This window comes from Paraburkholderia sp. NPDC080076 (genome assembly GCF_050281145.1).
Taxonomy (GTDB): Bacteria; Pseudomonadota; Gammaproteobacteria; order Burkholderiales; family Burkholderiaceae; genus Paraburkholderia.
The window spans coordinates 279,598-295,348 of the sequence record NZ_JBNNWQ010000006.1 but is presented as its reverse complement, the minus strand read 5'-3'; the positions used below and the strand labels follow the sequence as shown (position 1 = coordinate 295,348).

Annotated in this window: 13 protein-coding genes and 2 pseudogenes; 3 read left to right on the top strand and 12 right to left on the bottom strand. The window is 61.5% G+C overall.

Features of this window, described 5'->3' with window-relative positions; all coding sequences use genetic code 11:
- Positions 1-56: 56 nt before the first annotated feature.
- Together ACQKRQ_RS25160 and ACQKRQ_RS25155 are read right to left on the bottom strand one after the other, a co-directional pair.
- Positions 57-791: pseudogene (locus ACQKRQ_RS25160) on the bottom strand (aldehyde dehydrogenase family protein); the annotation flags it as partial.
- Between the two features lie 158 nt (positions 792-949).
- Entirely contained in the window at positions 950-1,927 is a 978-nt protein-coding gene (locus ACQKRQ_RS25155; protein ID WP_427480296.1) for an SDR family NAD(P)-dependent oxidoreductase, read from the bottom strand.
- A 121-nt stretch (positions 1,928-2,048) separates the two neighbouring features.
- On the opposite strand from ACQKRQ_RS25155, the gene ACQKRQ_RS25150 reads away from it, so the two are divergent.
- Positions 2,049-2,627, top strand: a complete 579-nt coding sequence (locus tag ACQKRQ_RS25150) for a TetR/AcrR family transcriptional regulator (RefSeq protein WP_427480141.1) — start codon at positions 2,049-2,051, stop codon at positions 2,625-2,627.
- Positions 2,628-2,931: 304 nt separating this feature from the next.
- Here the strand turns inward: ACQKRQ_RS25150 and ACQKRQ_RS25145 are convergent, their stop codons facing one another.
- The 8 genes and pseudogenes from ACQKRQ_RS25145 to ACQKRQ_RS25110 all read right to left on the bottom strand — a co-directional run bounded on the left by ACQKRQ_RS25145 (position 2,932) and on the right by ACQKRQ_RS25110 (position 11,090).
- Positions 2,932-4,335 (bottom strand): DUF1214 domain-containing protein, encoded by a 1,404-nt coding sequence (locus ACQKRQ_RS25145; protein WP_427480139.1) that lies wholly within the window; start codon positions 4,333-4,335, stop codon positions 2,932-2,934.
- 299 nt (positions 4,336-4,634) lie between these two features.
- A complete protein-coding gene (locus tag ACQKRQ_RS25140) occupies positions 4,635-5,546 on the bottom strand; it encodes an SDR family NAD(P)-dependent oxidoreductase (protein WP_427480137.1) in 912 nt (303 codons plus the stop codon).
- A gap of 33 nt (positions 5,547-5,579) precedes the next feature.
- The gene (locus tag ACQKRQ_RS25135) at positions 5,580-6,035 is read right to left on the bottom strand and encodes a MaoC family dehydratase (RefSeq protein WP_132381109.1); all 456 of its coding nucleotides are present in this window, start codon (positions 6,033-6,035) and stop codon (positions 5,580-5,582) included.
- The gene (locus ACQKRQ_RS25130) at positions 6,032-7,198 is read right to left on the bottom strand and encodes an acyl-CoA dehydrogenase family protein (protein WP_427480135.1); all 1,167 of its coding nucleotides are present in this window, start codon (positions 7,196-7,198) and stop codon (positions 6,032-6,034) included. The genes ACQKRQ_RS25135 and ACQKRQ_RS25130 overlap by 4 nt, the downstream gene beginning before the upstream one ends.
- A 14-nt stretch (positions 7,199-7,212) precedes the next feature.
- Positions 7,213-8,427, bottom strand: a complete 1,215-nt coding sequence (locus ACQKRQ_RS25125) for an acyl-CoA dehydrogenase family protein (protein WP_427480134.1) — start codon at positions 8,425-8,427, stop codon at positions 7,213-7,215.
- 57 nt (positions 8,428-8,484) lie between these two features.
- Positions 8,485-9,669: a lipid-transfer protein gene (locus tag ACQKRQ_RS25120; RefSeq protein ID WP_427480132.1), complete on the bottom strand. Its 1,185-nt coding sequence runs from the start codon at positions 9,667-9,669 to the stop codon at positions 8,485-8,487.
- 32 nt (positions 9,670-9,701) lie between these two features.
- Positions 9,702-9,857, bottom strand: a pseudogene (locus ACQKRQ_RS25115) (AMP-binding enzyme); the annotation flags it as partial.
- Positions 9,858-9,944: 87 nt separating this feature from the next.
- Entirely contained in the window at positions 9,945-11,090 is a 1,146-nt protein-coding gene (locus ACQKRQ_RS25110) for an acyl-CoA dehydrogenase family protein (protein ID WP_427480131.1), read from the bottom strand.
- A gap of 295 nt (positions 11,091-11,385) precedes the next feature.
- On the opposite strand from ACQKRQ_RS25110, the gene ACQKRQ_RS25105 reads away from it, so the two are divergent.
- On the top strand, positions 11,386-12,090 hold the full coding sequence (locus ACQKRQ_RS25105) for a TetR/AcrR family transcriptional regulator (protein ID WP_132381119.1): 705 nt from the start codon (positions 11,386-11,388) through the stop codon (positions 12,088-12,090).
- A gap of 90 nt (positions 12,091-12,180) precedes the next feature.
- On the opposite strand, the gene ACQKRQ_RS25100 is transcribed toward ACQKRQ_RS25105, so the two are convergent.
- Both ACQKRQ_RS25100 and ACQKRQ_RS25095 read right to left on the bottom strand, forming a co-directional pair.
- Positions 12,181-13,533, bottom strand: coding sequence for a DUF1214 domain-containing protein (locus ACQKRQ_RS25100; RefSeq protein ID WP_427480128.1), 1,353 nt, complete (start codon positions 13,531-13,533; stop codon positions 12,181-12,183).
- Positions 13,534-13,593: 60 nt separating this feature from the next.
- Positions 13,594-14,382 carry an enoyl-CoA hydratase/isomerase family protein gene (locus ACQKRQ_RS25095; RefSeq protein WP_427480127.1) on the bottom strand — a complete coding sequence of 263 codons (789 nt, stop codon included), beginning with the start codon at positions 14,380-14,382 and terminating at the stop codon, positions 13,594-13,596.
- Between the two features lie 205 nt (positions 14,383-14,587).
- Here ACQKRQ_RS25095 and ACQKRQ_RS25090 point away from each other — a divergent pair, with 205 nt between their 5' ends.
- Entirely contained in the window at positions 14,588-15,709 is a 1,122-nt protein-coding gene (locus ACQKRQ_RS25090; RefSeq protein WP_427480125.1) for a CaiB/BaiF CoA transferase family protein, read from the top strand.
- Positions 15,710-15,751 lie beyond the last annotated feature (42 nt).

Here is a 15,751-nt window from a genome sequence, read left to right as displayed (position 1 = left end):
ACAACTAGCCCTTCCTCGACGCGCCTCGTTTCAAAGCGGGTGCCGACCGGTCAGCGTTATGCAGCCGTGGCCGACACGGCCTTGGTCACCAGATAAGCGTCCATGGCTTCCGGGCCGCCTTCCGAACCGTAGCCCGAATCCTTCACGCCACCGAACGGCATTTCCGGCGACGGCGTGGCCGGCTGGTTGATCCACAGCATGCCGACTTCCAGCTGCTGCGACAGCAGATGCACGTTGGTGAACGACTTCGTGAACGCGTAGCCCGCCAGACCGTACGGCAGACGGTTGGCTTCGGCGATCGCTTCCTCAAGCTTGTCGAAGCCGCGAATCGCGGCGATCGGGCCGAACGGCTCGTTGTTGAACACGTCCGATTCGAGCGATACGTTGGTCAGCACGGTCGGTGCAAAGAAGTTGCCTTCCGAGCCCACGCGCTCGCCGCCGGTTTCGACCTTGGCGCCGGTCTTGCGCGCGTCGTCGAGCACCTTGCTCATCGCGGTGAGACGGCGTGCGTTGGCGAGCGGGCCGAGCGTGGTGCCTTCGACGAGGCCGTCGCCGAGCTTGAGGCCTTCGGCGTGCTTGACCAGCGCCGCGGCGAATTCTTCACGGATGCTGTTGTGCACGAGAAAGCGCGTCGGCGAGATGCAGACCTGACCGGCATTGCGGAACTTCGCGCCGCCCGCGGCTTTCACGGCGAGCGCCACGTCGGCGTCTTCGGCCACGATCACCGGCGCATGACCGCCCAGTTCCATCGTCGCGCGCTTCATGTGCGCGCCGGCCAGTGCCGCCAGTTGGCCGCGCAGACCATCTACCATGAACTCACGCATCGCGCTGGGCAAGCACGGCCGCTACTCCAGTTCCAGGTCCAGCATCAACACTATGTCGTGCAGCGTGTACGAAAAGTGAATTAGTGGCGTTGGAGAACCGTTGCAATGGCGTTCGACGCGCCATGTCAAAACGATTCACCAACCATCTCTTCGCTTTTGCGCCAAAGCGCGTCAGCGTTGGCGGCATCGAGCGCATAGCGTCGAACACCTTCGCTGACGGGCGTAATGACAACATCGTCGGCGACGGTTTCGCTCACATGGCAGTTCTCGCAGTACCTGCCTCCGACCTCTTCGGCCGACGCCGCCACTGCGGCCCAGACCGAAGTCGCCGCCCCCTGTGGAACGGTCTTGAACTGAAACGGTCCTTTCCCTTCTGATGCAAGTTGAGTGTTGATCCTTTCAAGCAGCGCCGTCATCTGGCTTTCGTCCATATGACGGGCGAGTTCCGTGTGAATCCCGCCCGGATGAACCGCGGCTGCGCGCACTCCACGCGCCCGATGTCGTTGATCGAAAGCCACCGCAAAGAGGATATTCGCCGTCTTGGCGCGCCCGTATGCAACGAACGGATCGTAAGGCGTACGCTCGAAGCTCGGGTCGTCGAGATCCACATCCGCGAAACGGTGCCCCGACGACGCGAGCATCACCACCCGGCCACCAGCTGGAATCAGCGACGCCAAGCGGTTCACCAGCACGAAATGACCCAGATGATTCGTGCCGAACTGCGTCTCGAATCCGTCCGTTGTCTTGCCAAAGGGAGTCGCCATCACGCCCGCGTTCGCAATGATGACGTCGATGGGTTTGCCGTCCTCTTGCAGCCTGTCGGCGCAAGCCCGAACACTCTCGAGGCTCGCGAGATCGAGCGCAATCAACTCGATGTCGCCGCCTGCGGCACCGGCCTCGCGCCGCGCGTCGGCAATCGCCTGCTTTGCCTTTTCCAGGTCTCTGGCCGCGCCGATAACCGTGGCCCCGCGTGCTGCGAGCGCCCGCGCGGTCTCCACGCCCAGTCCCGCGGACACGCCCGTTACAAGAATTCGCTTGCCATGAAGATCGACGCCTGCGAGCACGTCGTCCGTTGTCGAAGTCGCACCAAATTTCTCAGTCATTTCCGCCGCTCCAGCACAATCAAGGTTGACGTCATTCCCAGCCCGGGATAAAACGGAGCTTGCCTCCGTTTTTACGATACTAAACGGAGTCACCCTCCGTTTGCAAGCCTTCAACGTATAAATGAACGATCCGACGCCAAAAGAACGAAAACCTAGAGCCGACGCGCTGCGCAATCGCGAGCGCATTCTTGACGAAGCGAAGACGGCGTTCACGCGCGCCGCAGGCGAAATCAGCATGGAGGACGTCGCCCGTCAGGCGGGGGTCGGCGTAGGCACGCTCTACCGGCATTTTCCGACGCGCGAGGCACTGCTCGAGAGTGTCTACCGTGCCGAGGTCGCGAAACTCGCCCAGGAAGAGCGCAGACTGTCCGATTCGCTGCCCCCACTCGATGCGTTGCGAGCCTGGATGTTGCTCTTCGTCGACTACATCGCTACGAAGAAGATCATCGCGCCAGCATTGAATTCGATCGTCGGAGGGCCGACGAAGCTATTCGAATCGTCCGGCGCGCAGATCAAGGACGCAATCCAGTCGCTCGTCACGCGCGCTATCGCGAGTGGGGATATCCGCCCTGATCTCGAGCCATTGGATCTGCTTCGCGCGCTCGTCGGCGTGTCCAATGTCGCGTCGGCTCCGGACTGGCAGCAAAGTGCAAAGAGGCTGGTCGATATACTTTTGCTTGGATCCAGGCTCCCCGACTAGTGTCAACAGCCAACGCCGCCGCAAGGACAGCTCACGGACGACATACCTGCCCTGAATCGTCGCGATGATCGAATTGAACGCCTGGCCTGCGCTGAATTTGAGTTTCTGCGTCACCGTTTCAGCCTCTCCTCTCAAGGTTGATCACGTGACGGGCGGCGCCAGGCGGCTGTCGATTAGACTGTCCGAACGGTGAGGCTACCTCTGACTGGCCTCGCAACCCGACAACGCCGCTTCGAGCGGCCGATTTCTGCAGTCGAGAAGCGCGCCCGACATGCCGCTCCCGACACCGGTCAACGATCGGGTTCTAGTCGCCACCAATCAGTGGAGGCGGATAATAAGTGCCGTCCGTCACATCTGTGACGGGGCCGTAGAATCGGAACGTGAGGTTGTATTTCAGCCCTTCGACCGTCGGTAGCCAGTTGCTTTCTGGCACGCTCTTCGGGGCATGCGGACCGAAAGCGAGCGTTAGCGAACCATCGACATTGTATTTCAGTGGCGACTGCTTATTGAGTAAGTAACGCTTGGTGGAAGTGGGCAGCACATGGTATTCCTTTGCGTCAACTGCGATGACTGACCAGAAATACCGGACCTTGTCTTTCGGGCGTGCATCCGACGGAAATGTCATGGTGTAGGAAACCCCGCCATCCAGACCCTGCGCACCGAAGTAGGTAACCTCCTGCGGGTTGTTAGCCCAGATACCAGTCAGGTTAGCCAACGTGCGCATCCGGTAGTCGTCACCATAGTTACCGTTGCGCCGCGGATGCGCCCAACCGTTCTTCGACGTACCAATTGTTGCTAGCATGCCGGGGAGTGCGGGCACCGCCTGCTCAGTCACGACCTTCTCCACTCGCGCCCGTCCGGGCGCGCCCGATGTAACGAGCGACTCCACGCCTGCCAGTTTGGCGCGGACATCCTCCATGCCGGGATTGATGTCGGGTTCGCTTGCGAGAATCGAGTCGGCACCATCGAATATCTCGGCCCCGGGCAAGTGGTTGCCCTCAAACATGGGGACGTCGACCGGCTTGTCCGGCTGGACACGCCCCTTGGCCGTCAGTTTGAACTGACGTTGCAAACGCAACGCTTCCCTGGGATTGCTACCCAGTTCAATACGTGCCAGTACTCGTGCAGTTTTGGCCGGCAAATCGACGCGAAGCGCACCTTGGGGCGGCTGAACTTCGCTACCTTTGAGGCACAGGGCGAAATTGCCCCAGGGATGTTGCGGAAAAGTTCGCTCATTGATATTGACCAGGGTCTCGCCCCAGCCGTTGAGCATTTGCCACGTGTAGTAGCGTCCTTTGATCTTCGGTATGTGCAGCAACACGCAAGTCTTTTCATCGACGGCGATCCATGCCTCAGAATAGACGACATCAAGATTCGGGTTGGCCCATGCGACACCGGCCGGGCTGCGATAGATCAGTTTGTTCCACTCGAACTGCTCTTTCTCGAAGTCGAGGTGCTCCTGGCGAAGCACGAGCACCCTGCCAAGAAGGTAGTAGTAGGCATCAACAATATCCGTGTCGGAGACGGCGGTCTGAACGGTGGGTGCCGTCTTGCCTGCGGAAGGCTGCTTCCCATCGGTAGCACAACCGCTCACGGCAAGGGAGATGGCCAATGCGAAGACGAGTCCTGATTGTCTAAATTCAAGCCGGGAGATGCCGAAAGCGCTGACAGCGCCAATCAAATATGACGGACTAACGAATGCGTTCATCGACGGCCTCGCTTGCTTGGACATTGGTGAGTAGAAGATTAACGGACCCCAGATTCCACATGCCAGATCATTGCTTCAATAACCTGAATAAATTGCAAGCTATTGTATGCCTGCAGCCGCACCATACCTTCCCCCCACACCGAAGAACTCGACATAGCAATCCACCACTCTCCTCACCGCAACCAGAACCTTCAACCTGCCTCCTCAAATTTTCCACCGGCTCGCACCGCGTCCTGTGCACACGCGATCCTCCGTGCACTCCTTGCACGCAATCTGCGGCCCCCGGGTCCATCCGGTTCTCATCCGCGCAGAGCTTCTACCGCGCCATTGATAAACCGCTGCACCTCTTCCCCTGCTTCGCTATACGCGCGCGCATTGCTCCAGTCTGCAATTTCGCTAAAGCGGCGAGCGATCGTCTCCGGTGTCAGTTCCTCGTCACGCAGATGGCACGGCGCAGTCTCCATCACTGCTGCGGCTGAAAAAGAGCCGCCACCTGCCGATAGCACAACCCTGGAAGGTGCGTCGTCACTGCACAGGAACAGCACGCCAGGCGTGACACGCTCGGGGCGGATCGCGTCGAGCGCGGCGGCAGGCAACAATTCTTCGGTCATGCGGGTCGCCGCGATTGGCGCAATCGTGTTGACCTTGATATTGTTCTTGATGCCTTCCTGATGGAGCACGTTCATCAACCCGACCAGCGCCATCTTGGCTGCGCCGTAGTTCGCCTGGCCGAAGTTCCCATAGAGCCCGGCTGCAGACGTCGTCATGACGATGCGGCCGTACTTCTGCTCGCGCATGATGTCCCACACTGCTTTCGTGCAATTCACCGAGCCCATCAGGTGAACATCGAGCACCGCCTTGAACTCCGACAGGTCCATCTTTGCGAAACTCTTGTCGCGCAAGATGCCCGCATTGTTGATCAGGATGTCGACGCGGTCGAACGTGGACATCGCCTGCGCGACCATGTCGGCGACCTGTGCATAGTCGGCGACATTGGCACCGTGCGCGATTGCGCTCCCACCCATCGCGCGGATTTCCTCCACGACTGCTTGCGCTGACGCGGACGATCCGCCGGTACCGTCCCGATTTGCGCCGAAATCGTTGACCACCACTGCTGCGCCGCGTGCGGCAAGAGCGAGTGCGTGCTGGCGCCCAAGGCCCGCACCTGCTCCTGTGACGATGGCGACTTTGCCGTCAAAACGAATGTTCATTATCTCGATCTCATTAAGTACAGGCCGCGCGGGTCAGCAGAAGAAACGCATGATGGATTCGGCCACACAGGCGGGCTTGCTCTGCCCGTTGATTTCCACAATCATCTCGACCTTGATTTGTGCTCCGCTGGTTCCCAGCGGTTCCCATTCGACAAGCCTGAACTGCGCGCGCAAGCTCGAATTCACGGGAACCGGTGCTACAAATCGCACCTTGTCGAGGCCATAGTTGAGCGCCGAACCGATGCCACGCACCTCGAACGCCGTCTCGAGAAATGCGGGCATCAGACTCAGAGTCAGGAAGCCGTGCGCAATCGGCACGCCGAATGGGCCGCTGCGAGCGCGCTCGACATCGACGTGGATCCACTGATGATCACCGGTCGAATCCGCAAATTGATTGATGCGGTGCTGATCGACGACGAGCCAGTCGCTAGTGCCGATCGATTCCCCGACAAGCGGCTTTAACGCCTCGATGCTTCCGTAGTGCTTCATGCCATTTCCGTGGAAGAACTTGACGCATCGCGCAGCAATGCCCCGCGATCGGCGTCGTGCTGGTCGCTGGTGCCTAACAGAATGTCGGCAACGACCGCGCGTTTGAAATAATGACCAATCGTGTATTCCTCGGTCATGCCGATCCCTCCGTGCAACTGGATTGCCTGAGCGCACACCTGCTTCGCCGCACGGCCAACCAGCGCTTTTGCAGCTGATGCAGTGTGCTGACGCGTCGCCGCGTCGTCGTTTTCGAGGGATGCCAGCAGCGCGTACAGCATGGAGCGTGCAAGCTCCATCTCGGCAGCCATGTCTGCCATCCGGTGTTGCAACGCCTGAAAGCTGCCGATCGGCACACCGAATTGCTTACGGACCTTAAGATGCTCGGCAGTTGCGACGATCGCGGCTTCCATCGCGCCAACAAGTTCTGCGCACAGCGCTGCGGTTCCGTGCGCAAGGCCGTGACGAAGCGCGGACAGACCGCACCCTGGTTCACCGAGCACCGCTTGCTGGCCAACCTGTACGCCGTCAAACTGCAACTGCGCCGCCCAGCTTCCGTCGTGCAGTGGCACCGCACGCATCGTCACACCCGGCGCGGTCGCGTCGATGAGCAAGAGCGTCAGGTTATCGTCGCTTGCACCGTGATCAGCAATACGCGCCGACACGATGAAGTGGTCTGCGCCGGGCGCGCCCAGCACGAGTGTCTTCTGTCCGTGGAGCCGGAAGCTACTCGCGTCGCGAGTCGCGAGCGTCTCGACGACCGTCGGCTTACCGCGCGATGATGCTTCCTGGTACGCGAGCGCGATGCGGCATGTGCCTTCAGCGACGCGCGGCAGCAGTACGTCCAGCTGCGCGGGCGTGGCCGCCGCCACGAAGGTCTGCGCGGCGAGCACCGCGCAGCCAACGAAGGGATCGACCACCAGACCGCGCCCCAGCTCCTGCGCGATCAGCACGGTGTCGAGCACCGATCCGCCCAGGCCGCCGTACTCTTCTGGGAGTGCCGCCGCGAGCCAGCCGTTCTCGGCGAACGACGACCAGTTCACCGCATGATTATCGCGGCCTGCCCTGACCTGCGCAGTGCGCCTGTCGAATGCGTACGCTCGCTCGATATAGCGACGCACGCTGTCCTGCAGCATCTGCTGCTCCGAATTCAACTGGAAGTTCATGGTGATCTGTCGCGTCAGAGTTGAAACATCAGCTTGGCAATGATTCCGCGCTGAACCTCGCTGGTGCCGCCGTAAATCGTCGACGCACGCCGGAAAAACATTTCACTGGCAATACCCGGTCCAAGACCTGGCGCAGGCATCGGCAACGCGTCGTGCGTCGCGCCGGAGTCCCGGTGCGCACCTGCATCAGCATAGGCATAGGCCCCGTAGTCGCCCAGCGACTCGACGAGAAACTCGCTCATCCGCTGCTGCAGTTCAGTGCCACGAATCTTGAGCATCGAGCCCATCACGTGAGCAGTGGGGCTGTGGTCTTCCTCCATGGCCGCAACGCGCTGCACCATCATGCCAATGGCTTGTAATTCGGCTTCGAGGCGCACGAGCCGTTGCGCAAATTCAGGCCGCTCGATCAGCGGCTTGCCGTCCACCACCAGCGTCGCCGCGAGCTTGCGCAATTGCCGCCGAAAGCGGACGAGCGTCGGCAGATCGGCCGTTGCCGCATGCTCGTTGTTGAGCAGAAACTTCGTGACGTTCCAACCCGCGCCCTCGCCTCCGACACAGTTGTCCACCGGCACACGCACGTTGTCGAAGAACGTCTCGTTCAGGTGATGGCAGCCGTCGATCGTAAGTATGGGCCGCACGGTGATGCCCGGCGTTCTCATATCGAGGAGCAGGAAGCTGATGCCGGCCTGTTTTTTCGCGGACGGGTCCGTGCGCACCAGCATGAAGATCCAGTCCGCTTGATGTGCGTAGCTGGTCCAGATCTTCTGCCCGTTCACGACGTAGTGGTCACCTTCACGTACAGCCTGCGTGCGCAGCGAAGCGAGATCGGAACCGGAGCCAGGCTCGGAAAATCCCTGGCACCACAGACGGTCCCCATTGAAGATCGGTGGCAAGTGTTCAGCTTTCTGTTCCGCCGTGCCGAAGTGATTCAGCACGGGACCGAGCAGCCGCTGTCCGAACACATCCTGGGTCGGTGCGCCCGCTATTGCGCATTCCTCGTCGAAGGCCAGGCGCTGTTGCGCAGTCCAGCCGGTGCCGCCATGCTCTGCCGCCCAGTAGGGTGCACCCCAACCATGCTGGTTGAGAATGCGTTGCCAGCACACGAGATCGGCGCGCGGCGAACGCACACCGTGCTGTGAGCCCGCCAGGTCGGTCGGCAAGTTGTCGCGAAGGAACGCGCGCACCTGCTGGCGAAAGGTATCGAGGCCCATGTCCGGTCGAAAGTCCATCGGACGTTACTCCTGTTGATGATTCAGTGTGAAGTCGATCGAAGCGCCATCAGGCACTCAGACGCGCTCGTACAGCGTCACGACGCACGCGCCACCCAGCCCGACGTTGTGTTGCAATGCGAGCCGTGCGTTGGACACCTGGCGCGCGTCCGCGGTGCCACGCAGCTGCTGGACCAGCTCCACGCATTGCGCAATGCCGGTCGCGCCCAGCGGATGCCCCTTCGACAGCAGGCCACCCGACGGGTTGGTCACGAACTTGCCGCCATACGTGTTGTCGCCATCGACGACGAATTTCTCCGCTTCACCTTCCGCGCAGAGACCCAGCGCTTCATAGGTCAGAAGCTCGTTGTGCGCGAAGCAGTCGTGCAGTTCGATCACGTCGATGTCTTGTGGGCCGATGCCCGCCTGGTCGTACACCTGGCGCGCTGCCGCCTTTGTCATTCCGACACCTGCGACCTCGCGCATGTCGCGGCTCTCGAAGGTGGCACGGAAATCAGTTGTCATCGCCTGCCCGGCGATCTTCACCTGACGGTTCAGACCATGCTGGTGCGCGAACTGCTCCGAGCAGATGATCGCCGCTGCGGCACCACTGGTAGGCGGGCACGCCATCAGCCGCGTCATCACCCCTTCCCACACCATCGGAGAGGCCATGACCTCGTCTTCGGTGACGACGTTGCGGAACACCGCGAGGGGATTGTTAGCAGCGTGACGGCTTGCTTTCGCGCGGATCTTTGCGAACGTCGAAAGCTTCGTGCCGTACTGCTTCATGTGCGCAAGTCCTGCGCCGCCGAAATAGCGCAGTGCAGGCGGCACTTCTGTCGCGCCAACCAGGTCCTCCGCTATCGTGTCGAAATGATCGAACGGCGACGGACGGTCCTTGAAAATCGTGCCGAGCGCACCTGGATTCATCTGCTCGAAGCCGAGTGCGAGCACGCATTCCGCCGCGCCGCTCGCCACGGCCTGACGGGCGAGATAAAGTGCCGTCGAACCCGTCGAGCAGTTGTTGTTCACGTTGATGACCGGCACACCGGTCATGCCGACTTTGTAGAGCGCGCGCTGGCCAGCGGTTGAATCGCCGTACACGTAGCCGACATAGCACTGCTGTACCTGCGAGTAGCTAATGCCCGCGTCGCCCAGCGCGGCAGCTGTCGCCCGTGCGGCCATCTTCGGATAGGGTTCGTTCGCACCGGGCTTGGTGAAGGGGATCATGCCGATGCCGGCTACGTAGACATCTCGGCTCATGGTGTGCTCCGCGATAAATCGGTTAAAAAAAATCATGCAACGTTGCCAGCGCGGCGGTTCCAGAATGGCTCGCGCAAGCACGTCTTGAGTACCTTGCCCGCGCCGGACAGCGGTAACTCGTCGACGAACTCGACGCTGCGGGGACACTTGTAGCTGGCAATCAGCGTCTTGCAGTGATTGATGACGTCATCGGCTGAGCGAACGCGTGTCAGGTTCTGTACCCATCGAACTATCGCTCATGGCTCAGGGTGCCTTTAATGGGCCGGACATCGGCTTTACACCAGGCTGCGCGCAATGATCAGCTTCTGGACATGGCTCGTGCCTTCGTAGATTTTGCAGACACGCACGTCGCGGCTATAGCGCTCGACCGGGAAGTCCGTCAGGTAGCCGTAGCCGCCATGAATCTGGATGGCGTCCGAGCACACCTTCTCAGCGATCTCGCTCGCGAACAGCTTGGCGATCGACGCTTCCTTCGAGCATTCGATGCCTTCCGCACACAGACGCGCTGCGTGCAGTGAGTACTGGAAGGCAATCTCGACCTGCGCGGCCATATCGGCGAGATCGAAGCTCACGCCTTGCAGTTCCGCAATTGGGCGGCCATAGGCCTCACGATCCTTCGCATACGCGACAGCAGCGTCGAGCGCAGCGCGTGCAACGCCAGCCGCGATGAATGCAATGCCGATGCGGCCGTCCGACAACCCGGACATGACGAGGCGATAGCCTTCACCTTCCGGGCGCAGCAGGTTCTCGCGCGGCACGCGAAAGCCTTCGAGAGAAATCGCTGCCGTATGTGCGGTGTGCTGGCCAAGTTTGCTTTCGATGCGCGTGACGGTGTAACCCGGCTGCTTCGGATCAATGATGAAGGTACTCGCGCCGCGCTTGCCTGCGTCCTTGTCCGTCAGCACGAAGGCGATTGCGACGCCCGCTTCGCTGCCGTTCGAGACGAACTGCTTCGCGCCGTCGAGAACGTAATGGTCGCCGTCGCGGCGGCCCGTTGCGCGCAGCGCGGCGGTGTCGGAGCCGGCCTGCGGCTCGCTCAGCAGGAATGCGCCGATCGATTCGCCACGCGCCATGGCCGGCAAATAGCGGCGCTTCTGCTCCTCAGTGCCGTGCGTGGCGATACACAGCGCCGTGAAGTTATGCACGTGCAAAATCGTTGCCAGGCCCGCATCGGCGCCCGCGAACTCGTATTGCGCAAGGCAGAACTCGACGACGCCCGCGCCCACGCCGCCGTACTCTTCCGGAACGAGCATGCCGAAAAAGCCAAGCTCCGCGAGCTGCTTCAGTTCGGCGTGCGGCCATGCCGACGTGCGGTCCCGCTCCGCGGCGGTCGGCGCGATCACCTCCTCGGCGATGCGGCGCGCCGAGTCGCGAATCATGATCTGTTGCTCGGTAAGAAATGCTGTGGATGTGTCTGCCATGGTTGTCTCCGTAATCCGGATGCTTCGATCGCCGTTCTGAATTCTCGCTCCGCAACGTGGAACATGCCCGATTGCACGCCGTTGACCCACATTGATGAACACATTTTCTACTATAAAGTTAATTCTTATTCTTATAGGTAAAATTGTCAATCTGAAACTCTCTTTCCTTTGTCGGAATGGCCCGATCAGGCGATAGACTGCCCTTCTCAGAGCCTTTCCTGCTGCCGTTAGAGCACGATCAAAGCCGGTTCGACTGCGTGGTAAGATGCGTTGAATCAGAACGGGATCCTTCATCATGGCTTCGACTACGCGCAAATCTCCCACCCTCCGAAAATCGAAAGAGTCTTCCCCGCGGTGGAAAGACGCGCTGCCGTCGCGCGAAGATCTGCAAAAGCTCAAGAAAACCGCTTTGATCCGCGCGGCGGGCCAGGCCTTCAAGGCGAAGGGGTTTCACAACACGTCCCTTGACGACGTGGCCGAGGCGCTAAACGTCACCAAGGCAGCGCTGTACTACTACGTGAAGGGCAAGCGCGAGCTACTGTTCGAAACGCAGACGCTCGCACTCGACATGGGTGACATTGCACTGGAGGAAGGCCGGTACGGCAAGACCGGGCTCGAAAAGCTCGAACAGACAATCGGCCGGTTCATCGTGCTGGTGACAGACGATTTCGTTTCGCACGCGTTCGTGTCCGCGCTCGACGACATGCTGCCCGAGCATCAGGAAATCGTCCGCAAGCGCCGCCGCGCTTTTGATCTGCGTATCAGGGAATACATCCAGGAGGGCATCGAAGATGGTTCGATCGCGCCTTGCGAGCCCAAGCTGGCCGTGGCATGGCTGATGGGCTCGATTAACTGGATTCCGAGCTGGTTCAATCCAGAGGGCGATCACGGCCCCGAGGCGATCGCAGAGGTGTTTGTCAACTTCATGTCGCACGGACTCGCGACCGGATCCGCGAAGATCCGCACCCGTCCGCGCAAGACCTCCGTGAAAGCAGCCTAGACGTTTCGAACGCCTCCAGGCAGACGGCGCGCAACGGAGCGCGTGCGCACATGTGCCGGCCGGGAGCCGTTGATTTTCTCTGCAAGTCGCTCAATGCTGCCTGACAAGCGGCGGCGGGAAATACTGACCTGCCGCCACGTCGATCGCCGGGCCATATAGCCGGAACGTGAGGTTGTAGTTCGTGCCAGGCTGCGTGGGCAGCCAGTTCGATTCGGGGACGCCGTCAGGACGGGCGGGACCGAACGCGAGTGTGACGGAGCCGTCCGCATTGGGCTGCACGCGCGACTGCCGGTTGAGCGCATAACGCCCCAGCTGATTCGGCACCACCTTGTAATGAGTCGAATCGACTTCGGTGACCGACCAGAAGTAGCGCGCGAGACTCTGCGGCGGTGCATCTTTCGGGTAGGTCTGCGTATAAGTCGCGCTGCCGTCCAGATGCGGCATGCCGTAGAACGTCACCTCGGTTCGGGTGTTCGCCCAGATACCGACGAGATCGACAATCGTCCGGTCGAGGTAGTCGCTTCCATAGTGGCCGAAGGTCATGGGCCGGACCCAGCCATTGCCAGTCGGCCCGAGCGTTTTCATCCGCTGCGCAAGCGCCGGCAGCGCCTGCCGGGCGATCACGTCGTCCACCCGCGTGCGTCCCGCTGCGTCCGATTGAACCAGAGCTGCCACTGCCCTTACCTTCGTACGAACCTCGTCCATGCCAGGCGCGAGGTCCGGCTGGCCGTCGAGAACCTGCGTAGCGAAGTCGAACGCTTCAGCTCGCGGCAAACGTGCGTTCGTGAAGAGCGGCACCTCGATGGGCGCTTCAATCCGGGGCTCACCGAGCGGCGTCAAGCGGAATTCATGCTGCAAACCTGTAGCCTGCGCCGGATCGTCGCCGGGCTCGATGCGCGCGAGAACCCGCATGGTCCGGACCGGCAGATCGATGCGCAGTGCGTCGGCCGGCGGTGTCGCGCGCCCGCCCTTCAGACACAGCGCGTAGCGGCCATAAGGCCGTTGAGCAAACGTGCGCTCGTTGATATTGAGCACCGTCTCTCCCCAGCCATCCAGCATCTGCCACGTGTAATAGCGTCCTTCGATACGCGGAATGTCGAGCAGCACGCACGTCTTCTCGTCGAGAGCGACCCATGCTTCGGAATAGAGCACGTCGAGATTCGGGTTTGCCCATTCCACGCTGCCCGGCTTACGGTGCACGATGTGGTTCCATTGAAACCCGTCTTTTTCGAAATCGAGGCGTTGCTGACGCAGGACCAGCAACCGTCCAAGCAGGTAGTGGTAAGCATGGACGACGTCGGTGTCGCTCACTGTGGCTCCGGGGTCTTGATCGGTCGCAACTGGCGGCGTCTGTTCGATTGGCACGCTCTTGCAACCGTCGAGACCCGCGAGCAAGGTCCACGCGAGCAGCGCCGCAGCGCTCACGCGAAATAGCTTCTGCATTCTCGTCTCCATCGAGTGGGGCGGCCGCAGCGCACATGCGAAAGCGGCCACCCGGCCGACTCAGCGGCCGGTGAACTGGGGTGCGCGTTTTTCCTGGAACGCGGCAAGCCCCTCGCGGATGTCTTCGGTGTGTTGGTGAAGCGCGGTCATCAGCAGTTCCTGGCGGAGCGCGACCTCGGCGGGCTGCTCGAGACCGTCGTTCACGAGCGTCTTCATTCGGCGCAGACCGAGCGGACTCTTGGCGGCCATCGTCTTCACGAGCGTGTCAACCACAGCATCAAGCTCCGCGTCCTCGACGACCTGATTGACGAGCCCTGCCGACTCCATCGACCCGGCCGAGACAAATTCGCCGGTGTACATCAGGTACTTCGCGCGCGTCGCGCCGATCTTGCGTGGCAGGCGGACCGAGCCGCCGCCGCCGGGCAGCAACCCATAGTTCGCATGCGCGTCACCAAACCGCGCCGACTCCGCCGCGATCACCAGGTCGCAGCACAGCACCAGCTCAAGACCGCCCGCGAGCGCCATGCCGTTCACGGCCGCAACAACCGGCCGGGGAAAACGTTCGAGACGGTTAAGCAGCGCGAGCAGCGCATCGAGGAACTGGCTCGCGCCCGGCTGGTCGCCGTCGCGCTCGCCACGCACAAATTTCAGATCGGCGCCCGCGCAGAACGCGCGGCCCGCGCCGGTCAGCACGACTACACGCGCGTCGTCTCGCTTCTCAGCTTCGTCGAGCGCCTGCTCGATTCCCCGAACCATGTCGGGAGTAATCGCATTCATCGCTGTGGGGCGATTCAGCGTGATCCACATCGCGCCATGCCGTACCTCGGCGATAACGGGCATGTCTTGCATGGTGTCTTCCTCCTGAAACAGTCTCGGTGTAAGCGCCGGGCGCGCTCGATTAGCCAAGCGTCAATTAAATTTCTAGTTCATATACTAACTCATCAGTAGAAAATATGCCAATATAGCGCTTCAACGAACCCGGCGCGGCGCATCGACAGACCATGCGCGCGCGCATTGATTACGCGACCCGGTGGGGTCGCAGCAGGAGACACGTATGAGTTTGCCTTTGGAAGGTGTGCGCATCCTCAGTCTTGCCGAACAGTATCCCGGCCCGTTCGCCACGCTGGTAATGGCCGATCTGGGTGCCGACGTGATCGTGGTCGAGCGGCCGCCCGCCGGCGACCCTGCCCGTCAGCTGCCCGACTTTCACGCCGCACTCAATCGCGGCAAACGTTCAGTCGGCGTCGACCTGAAAACCGACGCGGGACGCGCAGCACTGCGCGAACTGATCTCTTCCGCGGACGTGCTGATGGAAGGCTTCCGTCCCGGCACGATGGCACGCCTCGGCTTTGGCTACGGCGATGTCGCGAAGCTCAATCCGCGCATCGTCTATCTGTCGATCTCGGGTTTCGGCCAGAACGGCCCGTATCGTGACCGGCCCGCGCACGATCTGTCGTATCAGGCAATCGCAGGCCTGTTGCATCGCCAGGCCGCCAGCGGCCAGATCGAAGCACCACCTGAGCTTGCGATTGGCGACCTCTCCGCTGCGATGTTCGCCGTCACAGGCTGTCTTGCTGCACTGCTCGAGCGCTCTCGCACCGGGCTCGGCAAGTATGTCGACGTGTCGATGACCGACGGCCTCGTGTCGTGGATGAGCGTGTTCCTTTCGCCAGCGATGAACGGCGGACGCCTCGGCATGGCTGAAATCAACGCGCAGCCCGCTTACGGCGTGTTCCGTTGCGAAGACGACCTTCTGCTGACGCTGTCAATCGCGCACGAAGACTGGTTCTGGGCCCCTCTATGCGAGCTTCTCGGCCTCACCGATATCGCGCAGGTAAAGAACGCCGAACGCGCACCGCGCGAAGCTGAACTTCGCGCCCGCATTTCTGAAGCGCTGCGGCATAGGCCGCGCGCTCAATGGGCGCCACTGCTCGATCAGGCGGGCGTGCCCTGGGCGCCGGTGAATAGTCTCGACGAAGTCGTGAATGACCCGCACTTCCGCGCGCGCGGCATGTTCTGCGAAGTTGACGAGCGCGACGGGCGTCGCGCCTGGCATGTTGCGCAGCCACTTGTCTTCAACGGCGTGCACCCCGGACCTACGCGCGGGGTACCCGCTGTCGGCGAGCATGACAACGAGTTGCTCGCGCACGCCGAAGACGCACAGACAGCCGGGTAAACATGGACTTTTACCCTATCGACTATGTGTTTACTCGAAAGT

Excerpts from the sequence above, each read along its gene's own strand:
- ACQKRQ_RS25140 (WP_427480137.1), bottom strand. The coding sequence starts at position 5,546 with ATGAACATTCGTTTTGACGGCAAAGTCGCCATCGTCACAGGAGCAGGT.
- ACQKRQ_RS25100 (WP_427480128.1), bottom strand. The coding sequence starts at position 13,533 with ATGCAGAAGCTATTTCGCGTGAGCGCTGCGGCGCTGCTCGCGTGGACC.
- ACQKRQ_RS25130 (WP_427480135.1), bottom strand. The coding sequence starts at position 7,198 with ATGAACTTCCAGTTGAATTCGGAGCAGCAGATGCTGCAGGACAGCGTG.
- ACQKRQ_RS25120 (WP_427480132.1), bottom strand. The coding sequence starts at position 9,669 with ATGAGCCGAGATGTCTACGTAGCCGGCATCGGCATGATCCCCTTCACC.
- ACQKRQ_RS25090 (WP_427480125.1), top strand. The coding sequence starts at position 14,588 with ATGAGTTTGCCTTTGGAAGGTGTGCGCATCCTCAGTCTTGCCGAACAG.
- ACQKRQ_RS25155 (WP_427480296.1), bottom strand. The coding sequence starts at position 1,927 with ATGACTGAGAAATTTGGTGCGACTTCGACAACGGACGACGTGCTCGCA.
- ACQKRQ_RS25125 (WP_427480134.1), bottom strand. The coding sequence starts at position 8,427 with ATGGACTTTCGACCGGACATGGGCCTCGATACCTTTCGCCAGCAGGTG.
- ACQKRQ_RS25135 (WP_132381109.1), bottom strand. The coding sequence starts at position 6,035 with ATGAAGCACTACGGAAGCATCGAGGCGTTAAAGCCGCTTGTCGGGGAA.
- ACQKRQ_RS25105 (WP_132381119.1), top strand. The coding sequence starts at position 11,386 with ATGGCTTCGACTACGCGCAAATCTCCCACCCTCCGAAAATCGAAAGAG.
- ACQKRQ_RS25150 (WP_427480141.1), top strand. The coding sequence starts at position 2,049 with ATGAACGATCCGACGCCAAAAGAACGAAAACCTAGAGCCGACGCGCTG.
- ACQKRQ_RS25145 (WP_427480139.1), bottom strand. The coding sequence starts at position 4,335 with ATGAACGCATTCGTTAGTCCGTCATATTTGATTGGCGCTGTCAGCGCT.
- ACQKRQ_RS25095 (WP_427480127.1), bottom strand. The coding sequence starts at position 14,382 with ATGCAAGACATGCCCGTTATCGCCGAGGTACGGCATGGCGCGATGTGG.
- ACQKRQ_RS25110 (WP_427480131.1), bottom strand. The coding sequence starts at position 11,090 with ATGGCAGACACATCCACAGCATTTCTTACCGAGCAACAGATCATGATT.